14 protein-coding genes are annotated in these 12,182 nt (G+C 47.5%); 1 reads left to right on the top strand and 13 read right to left on the bottom strand.

Features of this window, described 5'->3' with window-relative positions; translation table 11 throughout:
• Nucleotides 1-14: 14 nt before the first annotated feature.
• The 7 genes from CZ360_RS04495 to CZ360_RS04465 form a co-directional block, all read right to left on the bottom strand.
• The gene (locus tag CZ360_RS04495) at nucleotides 15-1,232 is read right to left on the bottom strand and encodes a carboxylate--amine ligase (protein WP_077533020.1); all 1,218 of its coding nucleotides are present in this window, start codon (nucleotides 1,230-1,232) and stop codon (nucleotides 15-17) included.
• A 207-nt stretch (nucleotides 1,233-1,439) separates the two neighbouring features.
• Entirely contained in the window at nucleotides 1,440-1,979 is a 540-nt protein-coding gene (gene rbr, locus CZ360_RS04490) for a rubrerythrin (RefSeq protein ID WP_077533019.1), read from the bottom strand.
• 29 nt (nucleotides 1,980-2,008) lie between these two features.
• Nucleotides 2,009-2,425 carry a Fur family transcriptional regulator gene (locus tag CZ360_RS04485; protein WP_077533018.1) on the bottom strand — a complete coding sequence of 139 codons (417 nt, stop codon included), beginning with the start codon at nucleotides 2,423-2,425 and terminating at the stop codon, nucleotides 2,009-2,011.
• A 149-nt stretch (nucleotides 2,426-2,574) separates the two neighbouring features.
• The gene (clpX, locus tag CZ360_RS04480) at nucleotides 2,575-3,822 is read right to left on the bottom strand and encodes an ATP-dependent Clp protease ATP-binding subunit ClpX (RefSeq protein ID WP_077533017.1); all 1,248 of its coding nucleotides are present in this window, start codon (nucleotides 3,820-3,822) and stop codon (nucleotides 2,575-2,577) included.
• A gap of 21 nt (nucleotides 3,823-3,843) precedes the next feature.
• Nucleotides 3,844-4,425 (bottom strand): ATP-dependent Clp endopeptidase proteolytic subunit ClpP, encoded by a 582-nt coding sequence (gene clpP, locus CZ360_RS04475; RefSeq protein WP_077533016.1) that lies wholly within the window; start codon nucleotides 4,423-4,425, stop codon nucleotides 3,844-3,846.
• A 132-nt stretch (nucleotides 4,426-4,557) separates the two neighbouring features.
• Nucleotides 4,558-5,844, bottom strand: a complete 1,287-nt coding sequence (gene tig, locus CZ360_RS04470) for a trigger factor (RefSeq protein WP_077533748.1) — start codon at nucleotides 5,842-5,844, stop codon at nucleotides 4,558-4,560.
• A 160-nt stretch (nucleotides 5,845-6,004) separates the two neighbouring features.
• Nucleotides 6,005-6,691: a metallophosphoesterase gene (locus CZ360_RS04465; RefSeq protein WP_077533015.1), complete on the bottom strand. Its 687-nt coding sequence runs from the start codon at nucleotides 6,689-6,691 to the stop codon at nucleotides 6,005-6,007.
• 230 nt (nucleotides 6,692-6,921) lie between these two features.
• On the opposite strand from CZ360_RS04465, the gene CZ360_RS04460 reads away from it, so the two are divergent.
• Entirely contained in the window at nucleotides 6,922-7,104 is a 183-nt protein-coding gene (locus CZ360_RS04460) for a DUF1540 domain-containing protein (protein WP_077533014.1), read from the top strand.
• Between the two features lie 53 nt (nucleotides 7,105-7,157).
• Here the strand turns inward: CZ360_RS04460 and thrC are convergent, their stop codons facing one another.
• The 6 genes from thrC to lepB all read right to left on the bottom strand — a co-directional run bounded on the left by thrC (nucleotide 7,158) and on the right by lepB (nucleotide 12,110).
• The gene (gene thrC / locus CZ360_RS04455) at nucleotides 7,158-8,651 is read right to left on the bottom strand and encodes a threonine synthase (RefSeq protein WP_077533013.1); all 1,494 of its coding nucleotides are present in this window, start codon (nucleotides 8,649-8,651) and stop codon (nucleotides 7,158-7,160) included.
• The gene (locus tag CZ360_RS04450; RefSeq protein WP_159438104.1) at nucleotides 8,641-9,597 is read right to left on the bottom strand and encodes a dipeptidase; all 957 of its coding nucleotides are present in this window, start codon (nucleotides 9,595-9,597) and stop codon (nucleotides 8,641-8,643) included. The genes thrC and CZ360_RS04450 overlap by 11 nt, the downstream gene beginning before the upstream one ends.
• Before the next feature lie 20 nt (nucleotides 9,598-9,617).
• Nucleotides 9,618-10,025 carry a YraN family protein gene (locus CZ360_RS04445; protein ID WP_229408025.1) on the bottom strand — a complete coding sequence of 136 codons (408 nt, stop codon included), beginning with the start codon at nucleotides 10,023-10,025 and terminating at the stop codon, nucleotides 9,618-9,620.
• On the bottom strand, nucleotides 9,983-10,606 hold the full coding sequence (rnhB, locus tag CZ360_RS04440) for a ribonuclease HII (protein ID WP_077533010.1): 624 nt from the start codon (nucleotides 10,604-10,606) through the stop codon (nucleotides 9,983-9,985). The genes CZ360_RS04445 and rnhB overlap by 43 nt, the downstream gene beginning before the upstream one ends.
• Nucleotides 10,599-11,489 (bottom strand): ribosome biogenesis GTPase YlqF, encoded by an 891-nt coding sequence (gene ylqF, locus CZ360_RS04435; protein WP_077533009.1) that lies wholly within the window; start codon nucleotides 11,487-11,489, stop codon nucleotides 10,599-10,601. Before ylqF ends, rnhB begins: the two co-directional genes overlap by 8 nt.
• Before the next feature lie 72 nt (nucleotides 11,490-11,561).
• Nucleotides 11,562-12,110: a signal peptidase I gene (lepB, locus tag CZ360_RS04430; protein ID WP_159438103.1), complete on the bottom strand. Its 549-nt coding sequence runs from the start codon at nucleotides 12,108-12,110 to the stop codon at nucleotides 11,562-11,564.
• Between the last annotated feature and the right edge of the window lie 72 nt (nucleotides 12,111-12,182).

The raw sequence follows: 12,182 nt of genomic DNA, 5'->3' as shown, positions 1-12,182 counted from the left end.
CCCTTTCTTGTTTTTTACAGGTATGCTTCAAAACGCCGTTTCTGCTTGAGCATAAAATATTTCGCATACAGTTTGTGAATTAGATTGCTGTCACCCTTATAGTCGATCGGATTGGAGACCTTACCCTCCCGGTACAAGCGTTCTACCTGTTCTTTTAGCTTGTCATCCTTAACATATTTCATGATAATGGACTTCGGTATTACGGTATAAAGATTTTCACGATCTGCAATGACCGGTTCTCCATCGAATTTTTTATGATAAATCAAGTCGTCAACAATCCATTTCACCGCATTGAACCCGCTTCCGGTTACATAGAAATTGCTTCTCCCCAGACGGGTGTTGATCTCAAAATAACGGTAGCTTCCGTCCCGCATATCATATTTGATATCAAAATTCGCAAATCCGGTATACCCAACCGCTTCGAGCATAGCCTTCGCCTTGTTCATGACATCCAGCTTTACCTCGTTGATAATGGCAACCGGATTTCCAATCGCCATTGGGCCCTGGTCCTCCATCAGCGTGCGGCCGAAGGACATAAACCGCACCTTGGAATCGCGGTCACAGTAACAGGTCAGGATATTCATATAGGTATCGTCGCCCGGAATAAAATCCTGAATCAGGAATTTATAGTCATAGCTGCTGGTTTCCAGTTCCTTGAGCATCGCCCGAAGCTGATCCATTGTCTCAAATTTATAAACCTTCTTTTTCCCTTTAAACTCCGCATAGTGATACTGCGCACTGCTTGCCGGCTTTGCAATCACCGGGAATTCAAACGGCAGGTTCAGTTCATTCTTTTCCTTGCAGTCATATACAAAAGTCTTCGGATAAGGCACGCCGGTCTGATCGCAGATTTCATAGAAGCTGTCCTTCAGAACCATCCGGTTCATCAGCTCCTCGTCGATATAGGGGATAACATAGTATTCCCCCAGCTCCTTTTTATGTTCAATAATCAGCCGAACATACCAGTCCCCGCAGGCAATTAGAATCAGCTTCTTTTCCTTCCCGCGCGTTTTTCCCAATTCTAACAGTGTACGGAGGAACACTTCTTCCCGGTGCATGTTCGGTACAATAATATTTTCGATAATACCGGAATAGGAATTCAGCCAGTTTTTTTGCATGCTGATCGCGATCGACTTGATATGGTATTCTTCATGAAAGCTTCTTGCTAAGCTATAGGTGGTAATATCTCCGCCCAAAATAACCGGTAAAAATTCTCTTTCTTCTAGCTTCATTTTATTTCCGTCCCCTATTTACACAGGATTTTTCTTGATTTAGCCTATATTAGTATCACCAAAAGCGCCTAAATTATGGGCGCCTCTTCGTCTTCCGTCGAGGCCAAACCACACTTCCGTTTGACTTTTCCAGAAGTAAGCCTATTTATTTTATTATATCATAAAAAAGCCGGAACGACAACGCCGTTCCGGCTTTTTAACACTAAATTAATAGTTTTCCGCTTTGATTTGGAAATAAGACTGCGGGTGATTACATACCGGGCAAATCTGCGGCGCGTCTTTTCCAATATGGATGTGTCCGCAATTCGCGCACTGCCAAATCGTATCGCCGTCTCTGGAGAATACGAGCTTACCGTCCAAATTGCTGAGCAGCTTCAAATATCTCTCCTCATGCTCCTTTTCAATCTTCCCGACTTCTTCAAATAAATAGGCGATCTTGTCGAAGCCTTCTTCTTTTGCTTCCTTTGCAAAGGTAGCGTACATGTCAGTCCACTCATAGTTTTCACCAGCAGCAGCATCCTTCAGATTTGTCATCGTATCAGCAATTTCGCCGTCGTGGAGAAGCTTAAACCAAATTTTCGCATGTTCTTTTTCATTATTTGCTGTTTCCAGGAACAGATCCCCAATCTGGTTAAAGCCCTCTTTTTTCGCCTTGGAAGCGTAATATGTATACTTGTTTCTAGCCTGGGATTCTCCTGCAAATGCAGTCATCAGATTTTGTTCGGTTTTTGATCCTTTTAAATTCATTCTAAATTCCTCTCTTTCATCAATTGTATTTATTCTATCGGTTGTTTCACCGTAGAAGCCGGCCGGCATTCCTTTTCCCTGCATGACACGCATTTTCCCAGAAGCATCAGCCCACAGTGATTCATCTCAAATCCTGTTTTTAAGAGGATTTCCTGGGAGAACTCCTCCGCCAGGTCATGTGCAAGGTCAAAAACCTCACCGCATTGGGTGCAGAGCATATGATGATGCTCCACAACAGTTCCGTCAAACCGGTCAGAGGCATTCGGAACCAAAACCTTTCGGATCAGTCCGGCATCGGACAGAAAATTTAAATTCCGGTAGACGGTTCCCAAACTGATATTCGGCTCGGTCTTGCGCAGGATTGCAAATACATCGTCAGCAGTTGGATGGATCGGACGGCTTCTGACAGTCTCTAAGACAAGCTCCCTTTGTCTGGAATACTTCAACTGGAAAGCCTCCTATCTACAAAATTAAAAATAGTAATTATTACTGTTTCTGTTTTAAGAATACCATGCTTTGCTCAGTTTGTCAACTCTATTAATAAAAAAATTTCTGTACAAACACAGCGAGGCGCCTTCTCTGGGCGCCTCGCTCTCTATTTATGGTAGATTTTCACCTTTTCCGGTTCCTCGATGCTTTCCTCGTTCAGGACAATCCGGGTCACTGTTTCGTCCGATGGAATTTTAAACATAAAATCGGTCAGAACAGATTCCATAATTCCCCGCAGTCCACGCGCGCCGGTTTTGCGTTTGATCGCCTTTCTGGCAATCGCCCGCAGCGACTCTTCGGTAAATTCCAGAGCAACGCCATCCATGCGGAACATCGCCTCATACTGCTTCACCAAAGAATTTTTCGGCTCGGTGAGGATACGGACTAAGGAATCCTCGTCCAGGTCTTCCAACGCTGTAATCACTGGGAGCCGGCCCACCAATTCTGGAATGAGTCCATATTTTACCAGGTCATGCGGAATCACCTTTTTCATGACCTCTTTTCCGTTTACATCAGTTTTCGATTTGATATCGCTCCCAAACCCAATCGCGGAGGTATTAAAGCGTTTGTTGACGATCTTTTCGATCCCGTCAAACGCTCCGCCGCAGATAAACAGGATATTCCGGGTATCCATCTGGATAAATTCCTGATGAGGATGCTTCCTTCCGCCCTGCGGAGGAACATTGGAAACCGTTCCCTCAATAATTTTCAGCAGGGCCTGCTGAACCCCTTCTCCGCTGACATCACGGGTGATGGAGGTGTTCTCCGACTTGCGGGTAATCTTATCGATCTCGTCAATATAGATAATTCCGCGCTGCGCGGCTTCCACGTCATAATCCGCTGCCTGCAGCAGCCGGACTAGAACATTTTCTACGTCATCTCCAACATAACCGGCTTCAGTAAGCGTCGTTGCATCGGCAATCGCAAACGGAACATCCAGCGTGTTGGCAAGGGTCTGCGCCAGAAAGGTTTTCCCCACCCCGGTAGGACCAAGCAGCAGCACATTGCTTTTCTGCAGCTCCACCCCGAGTTCTTCCTGACAGTTGATCCTTTTATAGTGGTTATAAACTGCCACCGACAGGGTCACTTTTGCATCATCCTGTCCAATGACATATTCATCCAAAACAGCTTTAATTTCAGCCGGTTTTAAAAGCACCTGCGGCTGGTGGCTTTCTGCTTTTTTCTTTCTCCGGGAAAGCGGCGCTTCCTCTTCCTCATAAAGCATCTGATAACAGAGGCTGACGCATTCATCACAGATAAACGCGGTTTTCCCATAAAGCATCAGGTCAACCTCTGCCTCGGTTTTTCCGCAAAACCCACACCGCGGCGTTACCTTTTCTCCTACATTTTCCACTTAACTACCCCTAATCTTTTCTTACCGTTTTGTAAGAACCTTGTCAATCAATCCATATGCCTGTGCTTCCTCAGCAGACATAAAGTTGTCGCGGTCAGTATCCTTTTCAATTTTTTCAAGCGGCTGACCGGTTGCTTCTGCCAGCATCTTGTTCAATTTCTGCTTTGTTTTTAAAATCCAATCCGCATGAATCTGGATATCGGACGCCTGCCCTTTCACACCGCCTAAAGGCTGATGGATCATCACTTCGCTGTTCGGCAGGGCATAGCGCTTACCCTTTGCACCGGCTGTAAGCAGGAAAGCGCCCATAGAAGCCGCGAGCCCCACACAGATGGTGGACACATCGCATTTCACAAGCTGCATGGTATCGTAGATCGCCATGCCTGCGGTGACAGAACCGCCCGGGCTGTTGATATAAAGGCTGATATCCTTATCCGGGTCCTGGCTTTCCAGATAGAGAAGCTGTGCGACGACAAGACTCGCAGTCTGATCGTTTACCTCATCACAAAGCATGACAATACGGTCGTTTAACAGGCGGGAAAAGATATCATAGGAGCGTTCCCCGCGACTCGTTTGTTCTACTACATAAGGGACTAATGCCATAATCAATCGATCCTTTCTAATAATTAAAGTTTGATTCAATGTTGATCACATTACATTCATAAAGTGCTCTAAAATAAAGGCAGCCTGCCTGATAATTCAGACAGGCTAAAGCCTAAAATGAAACGAAGGTGCTTATTTTACCGTGATCTTTGCGGTATCTTTGATCAAGTCCACTGCTTTGTTAACAGCCATGTCTTTTCTGAACTCTTCGTCCGGAATAAAGCCTTTGACCTTTTCCACTTCCATCTTATACTGGTCAGCGAGCTTCTTATATTCTTCCTCGACCGCTTCATCTTCCACTGTGATGTTTTCAACTTCAACGATCTTTTCCAAAGCAAGACGAATTTTAACCTGTTTTTCAGCCTGTGCGGCAAAGGTTTTGCGGAAGGAATCCAGCTCCATGCCGGTATACTTCAGGTATGTTTCAAGGTCCATTCCCTGCATCTGAAGGCGGTATTCAAAGTCGCGAACCATTTCATCGATACGGACTTCATACATTTCTTCCGGAATTTCGCCGGTCATGTTTTCAAGCACAGTATCAATCAGTTTGTTTTCCACTTCGGTTTCAGCAGCTTTTTCATTTGCTTCTTCTGCCTTTTTCTTCAGGTCAGCTTTCAGCTCATCCAGAGAATCGAATTCGCTCGCGTCTTTCGCAAACTCATCATCCAGAATCGGCAGCTCCTTATATTTGATCTCATGCAGCTTGCATTTGAAAACAGCCGGTTTGCCTTTCAGGTCGTCTACATGATAATCTTCCGGGAAAGAAACATTGACGTCAAATTCTTCTCCAATAGATTTCCCAACGATCTGTTCTTCAAATCCTGGAATAAACTGGCCGGAACCAAGTTCCAGATTGAATTTTTCCGCCTTGCCGCCGTCAAAAGCCACACCGTCTACAAATCCTTCAAAATCAAATACAACGGAATCGCCGTTCTGCGCCGGACGGTCATCAACATCAATCATTCTAGCATGCTTTTCCTGCATGTTCTGTAGGTTTCTGTCGATTTCCTCGTCAGTCACTTCTTTTACTTCTTTTTCAACTTCAATACCCTTGTAGTCCTTGACTTCTACTTCCGGTTTTACTACGCATTTCGCAGTGAAGGTAAAGCCGTCAGCCTTGTTAACCTCTGTTACTTCTACTTCCGGACGTGCAACAACCTCCAAGCCCGACTCAGTGATTGCTTCCTGCAGAGCAGCCGGATAAAGGTCATTAATCGCATCTTCAAAGAAAACGCCTTCGCCATACATTCTTTCCACGATCTTTCTAGGTGCATGGCCTTTTCTGAAGCCTTGGATATCTATTTTCTTTACATTTTTGCGGTACGCTTTTTCAATTGCCGCTTCAAATTTTTCGGCATCAACTTTAACCACCAATTCATAGCGGTTTGTGCCGACATTTTTTGTTTCTGCTAAGCTCATTCTGGTTTCCTCCAACCTGTATTTTTGCTTCTTTCCCGGTATTCCGGGCATAGAGAGACATCTTCCTGATTATAGCATACTTCCATTGGAATAGCTACTATTTTTTTAAAAAAACAGCGAAATTTACAATTTTTTCACGCTATAAAAAGAACCTTTCCTCTTACAATACCTTCACCGGCGTAAAATCAACCTGATCGCAGGAGACGAGCCGGAATTGGATTCCCTTCCTGTCTCCATTGATCGCATATTCTGCCGATTTTCCATGGATATGCCCATAATAACAGCGCCGCACCTGGTACTGAAGCAGCACCTCTAAAATCTCCCAGCACTCGCTGCTCCCATAAATAGGCGGATAGTGCAGGAACGCGATCGGTTCTTTCCCGCTTTTCTTCCCATCCTCCAGCGAGCGTCTGAGCCGTCCGGCCTCCCGGTTTAATACCTTTTTATCAACCGCTTCTCCCTGCTCGTTGATCCATCCGCGGGTGCCGCACAGGACATAATCGCCATAGGGATAAGAATTATTAAATAAAATTTTGATGGAATCAAACCCCATCTGTTCCAGATATTGCTCCACCTTCGTTTTGGTAGTAAACCAGAAATCGTGGTTTCCCTTCATCAAAATTTTGGTACCGTTCAGTCGGTGGATAAAGGAGAAGTCCTCTCCGCAGTCCTCCAGATTCATCGCCCAGGAAATATCCCCGACTACGACGACTGTGTCCCGCGGTGTTACGATCCGGTTCCACCTTTCCTGGAGCAGCTCCACATAATTCTCCCAACCGGGGAAAACATCCATTGGTTTATTGCCGCCCAACGAAAGATGCAGGTCTCCTATTGCAAATAAACTCATACGTATGGCCTCAGCTTTCGCCCTGGCGAAAGCGCTCCTTTCTTAATAGAATTAAATCGGCGCCGCCGTTCTCTTTGATTTCCGCCCGGCTAAACAGCATCTCTTCGTTTCCGATGCCGGTTTTTCCCATGCTTTACGTCTTTTGCCATTGATATTTTTCCTCATCCGGCAAACGATAATACCGTGAAAGCAATCGCTTTTACAAGTTTAAGGAAAAGGAGTCGGAATTCATGTCTGATAAAGGCTGTAACAAGGAATGCATTCATGGCATTGCATGCAATGTCGAAAACTGCATCCACAATAACCACCACTGCGGCTGTACCGCAAATCAGATCGAAGTAGGGCCGTCCTTTGCGACAACAGTCAGCGATACGATCTGCCGTTCCTTTAAGGAGCAGAAAAAAACCTATTAGCTGTTGCTTCTCAATGAAATTCCCCCTGCCGGTGATGGCGGGGGGAATCTTTCTTAGGCAAGTCCCAACATGCCAAGGACAACCTGTTCCATCTCCTCTTTGTCTACAGAGCCAGTGAAACGAACCGTCTTATGCTTGAGCTCTGCCAACGCAGCCGGGATTTCCAGCTTAGACAGCTCATGAAGCTGTTCAAGCTGTTCATAGTCGTCTGCCGGAATCTCATCTGTGATCGCAGGCAAAACACTGGGTGCAAATTTATAAGGGCTGGCTGTAGAAGCAATAATCATCTTCCTGTCATCTCCGGTTTCCTTTTTATATTCCTGCGCCACCTTGACAGCAACCGCTGTGTGGGTATCGCAGAGATAGGAATATTTCCGGAATATTTCACCAATGGTTGCGCGGGTGGCGTCATCATCGCAGCAGCCCGCGTAAAATTCCTCAGACAGCTTTTCCATCACGCCGGCATCCACCGTATATTTCCCGGTCTCGGAAAGGGAAGCAAACCAAGTCTTAATCTTTTCGTCATCACAGCCGCACAGATCATACAGAAGCCGCTCCAGATTGGAGGAAATCAGGATGTCCATAGACGGCGAAATGGTGGTATGGAAATCGCGGACTCGGTTATAGGTTCCCGTACGGATAAACTCGGTTAAGACGTTGTTCGCGTTGGAAGCACAAATCAGCTTCCCGAACGGTACGCCCATCTTTTTAGCATAATAAGCCGCGAGGATATTGCCAAAGTTTCCGGTTGGAACAACGACATTTAATTCATCGCCCATCGCGATTTCTTCATCCCTGACTAATTCACAGTAGGTAGAAATATAGTAGACAATCTGCGGCAGGAGCCTGCCCCAGTTGATGGAATTTGCGGATGAGAACATCATATTGTTTTCCGCCAGCTTTTCAACTACTGCCGGATCGGTAAAAATCTTTTTGACGCCGGTCTGCGCATCGTCAAAGTTTCCTTTAATCGCGCTTACCGCAACGTTTTCACCCTCCTGGGTAGTCATTTGGCGTTTCTGCATCGCGCTTACGCCATCCTCCGGATAAAATACCAGAATCTGCGTGTCCGGCACGTCCTTAAAGCCCTCCAGCGCGGCTTTTCCGGTATCTCCGCTGGTCGCCACCAGGATAACAATTTTTTTGCCTTTCGCCACCTTTTTGGCAGAAGTAGTCAGAAGATACGGCAGAATCTGTAAGGCCATATCCTTAAACGCACAGGTCGGCCCATGCCAGAGCTCCAGCATATAGGTTCCGTCAAACAGGTGAGAAATCTCCGCAATATTATTGGTTTTAAACTTTTTATCATGATATGCATTTTCCGCGCAATAGCGGATTTCCACATCGGAAAAGTCTGTCAAAAATTTTGCCAGAATCACAATCGCGCGTTCTACATAAGATTTTTCAATTAAAGCGTTAAAATCCGCTTCGGTCAGCTTAGGAAGCTGCTCCGGAACAAACAGGCCCCCTTCGGCCGAAATTCCTTGTGTAATCGCCTGAGCAGCGCTCACCTTAGCGGCGCGGTCCCGGGTACTGTTATAAAACATTTTCTTTCTTCCCCTTTCTCCTCGTAACGCGGCGGAAAAACTCTGCGGCGTTGCCGAAAAAGACATCCTTTGTAATCTCTGTTCCAAAATATTTTATCATACTTTGGTATAGGTTTTCAAGTCCCTTTATATCCGGGATTGCGGCCGGCATATCGGCTCCGTCAAAATCGCTTCCTAGTGCAAGAATCCGTTCTCCGCCCAAAGACAAAATATGCTCCGCATGCCGGATTAGTTCATCAATCGCATACTCCTGTCCGCCGTTGACAAACAACGGATAAAAATTTAAACCAATCAAACCTCTGCGGTCAATGATACACCGGATCTGTTCATCTGTCAGGTTTCTCGGATGTGCGCATAGAGAGCGCGCATTGGAATGAGTTGCAGCAAAAGGTTTTTTCGCTAGCCTTTCCACATCATAAAACCCGGCGTCGTTGAGATGAGAAACATCGACAACCATACCGTTTTGTTCCATTTCCCTGACAGCGTTCTTTCCAAACGCGGTCAGTCCTTCGCCGCATCCGTCGATCCCGCTGCCCAGCTCGTTTTCCCCGTTCCAGACCAATGTCATCATGGCCACGCCCAGTCTGTAAAGCTCCCCGATCCGTTCGAGCTTCCCGCCGAGCACAGCCCCGCCTTCTACAGACAGCATCGCCTGACAACAGGGGTCTGTCGGAAAGGATGTCGGGCTCCAAAGCCGGATAGCCTCGGAATTTTCTTCCAAAAACCGGCGCATCAGCCTATATTGATCAAAAAAATGGTTCCATGCATCTTCGCCCCGATAACAATCGTCGATAAAAAAGGCAAGGGTCTGAATCCACCTCTCCGCCGTCTCTAGTCCCCGTTCAAGGTCAAGCTGCAGATGGTTCCTTTTCAGCTCGGCGCCCTGCTTTAGGCATGCTAAAACCGTATCGCAGTGCAGATCAAAAACCGCTATTTTTTCATTCATGGTCATTCCTCCTATCACTGCTATATGTTGGATTGGCCTGAATCATTCCGATCCTGAAACGCATTTTCCAGATACCGGATCAGCGCGCGCCGATCCTCAGTAAAATATATCTCGCAGACGTCAAAGCGCGGCTGCAGGGAGGCTGGGTGCTCCGCCAGATACAGGGCGGCGGTTTGGCACAGCCGTTCCTGCTTTTTGGGAGTTACGGCGTCCTGCGCGGCATATAAGCTGCCATACGCACGGGTCTTAACCTCGATAAAGGCAAGCACCGTCCCGCGCTCAGCAATAATATCAATCTCTCCATATGCGGCTGTAAAATTTCGCCGGACAATCCTCCAGCCATGCTGCCGAAGATATTTGCAGGCAAGGTTCTCCCCTGCCGTTCCTACTTTTTTTCGGCTGTATCCTCCTGCTTCTGCGCATAGTATTTTTTCAGAAAGCTGTGCCGGTGAACCGGGCTTTCCCCATATTCGTCCAGCTTTTCATAGTGGAGTCTGGTACCATAGCCCTTATGCTTTTCAAACTCATATTCCGGATACTGACGCGCCACTTCCTCCATGTAATGATCCCGCGCGACTTTCGCCAGGATCGAAGCAGCCGCTATGCTTGCCGAGGCCGCGTCTCCCTTGACAATGCATTTTGTATGTACCGGCAGTCCAGGGCCGCGGTTGCCGTCTACCAACGCCACCTGAGGCTGCTGTGACAAGCCCTCTACTGCGCGCCGCATCGCCAGAAAGGTCGCGTTGAGGATATTCACCTTTTCTATTTCCTCGACACTTGCTGTTGCAATGCAGAAGGACACCGCCTTCTCTTTTATTTCACAGAACAGTGCTTCCCGCTTTTTTGCAGTCAGCTTTTTGGAATCGTTGAGTCCCTCGATTTCACAGTCCATCGGCAGGATCACCGCGGCGGCGTAAACGTCACCGGCCAACGGCCCGCGGCCCGCCTCATCCACTCCGCAAAGCAGATTACACTGCTGTGATCGGTCAAATTCATATAAGTCACTCATCTGTTTGCTCTCCTTGTTTCACAGGACGGTCAAAGGTGATCTTTCCAAGTCTGCCGGAGCGGTATTCATCCATGACGGTAATCGCGGCGCGCTCAGTATTGACTTCGCCGCCGGAAACCAGCATCCCGCGCTTCCTGCCAACCAGCTCTAACAGATCGTATTCGTCCAGCTCCTGATAATTGGTTCCGGCCAGCTTATAGCGTTCTTCAATCGACTGAGGATATTCCTGTCTCAAATATCCCAAAAGGCGCATGGCGAGCAGTTCAATATCAATGACATCGTCTTTTACCGCGCCGGTAAAGGCCAGCTTTTCGCCTACAGCCGGATCCTCAAATTTCGGCCACAGAACGCCCGGCATGTCAAGAAGCTCCAGATCGCTGCTAATGTTCACCCATTGCCGCCCCCTGGTGACGCCCGGACGATCCTCCACCTTGGCGCGCTTAGAGCCCGCCATCCGGTTGATAAAGGAGGATTTCCCGACATTGGGAATCCCGACGACCATGACCCGGAGCGCGCCGCCAATCAGCCCTTTTTTCTTCCTTTTTTCCAATGTTTCAGAAAGCATTTCCTTCACTGTCGGCAAAAAACGGTTTAATCCCTTGCTGCTTCGGCAATCGCAGGCAATCGCCGGAATTCCTTGATCCCGATAGTATTCGATCCACTCTGCCGTTGCTTTCGGGTCGGCGGAGTCCGCCTTGTTCAGTAAGATCATCCGTGGTTTGGCGCCGACCCATCGGTCAAGCTCCGGATTCCGGCTGCTCTGCGGAATCCTGGCGTCTGTTATTTCCAGTACCAGGTCACAAAGCTTCAGGCTTTCCTGAATCAACCGCCGGGTTTTTGCCATATGGCCCGGAAACCATTGGATGGATGGAATTTCAATCATAGTGATACCCTGTTCCTTTCTCGCGGTCAGCAAACGTAATTCTCCCCTGCAGCATACCGGGCCAAGCCCGTCCTAAAAGTCAGTGCCCATTGCCTGAAAGGGATAAATTCGCAGTACCACTTTCCCGAAAATCTGATTTTCCCTGATGATTCCGACTTCCCTGTAACGGCTGTCCAGCGAATTGCCACGGTTGTCCCCCATCACAAAATAGCTGTCCTCGGGTACCTCAACCGGAAAAGACAGCATCCGGTCTTCATCATAGTCAGAAATCTGCGAGCTGACATAGGGCTCGTCCAACATTTCTCCATCCACCGTAACAGCTCCGGTGCGGAAATCAATATCAACCGTCTGTCCGCCGCAGGCAATGACCCGCTTGATGATCGGCCGTTCCTCATCACGGTGTATCACAACGATATCACCCTGCCCGGCCTGGTAAAACACCGGCAGCGTAATCAGGCGCTGACCGTCCTGCAGGGTGTTGTCCATCGAATCACCGTTGACAATCACAATCCCAATGACAAAAACAAACAGGAAAATCATGAATGCCAGGGCAATCATAACTGATTCCAGCCATTCTTCAACTTCCCGCTTGATATTGCGTTTTTGCTGTATTTCTTCCATTTCAGGTCCTCCAACATTCATTTTCCCCTGTTTCTCCGGTTCTAAAGATGGGAAAAAGAAAAAAGGACAGCT

Source organism: Massiliimalia massiliensis (assembly GCF_900155615.1).
In the GTDB taxonomy this organism is placed as follows: Bacteria; Bacillota; Clostridia; order Oscillospirales; family Ruminococcaceae; genus Massiliimalia; species Massiliimalia massiliensis.
This window is presented reverse-complemented; position numbering and strand designations above follow the sequence as displayed.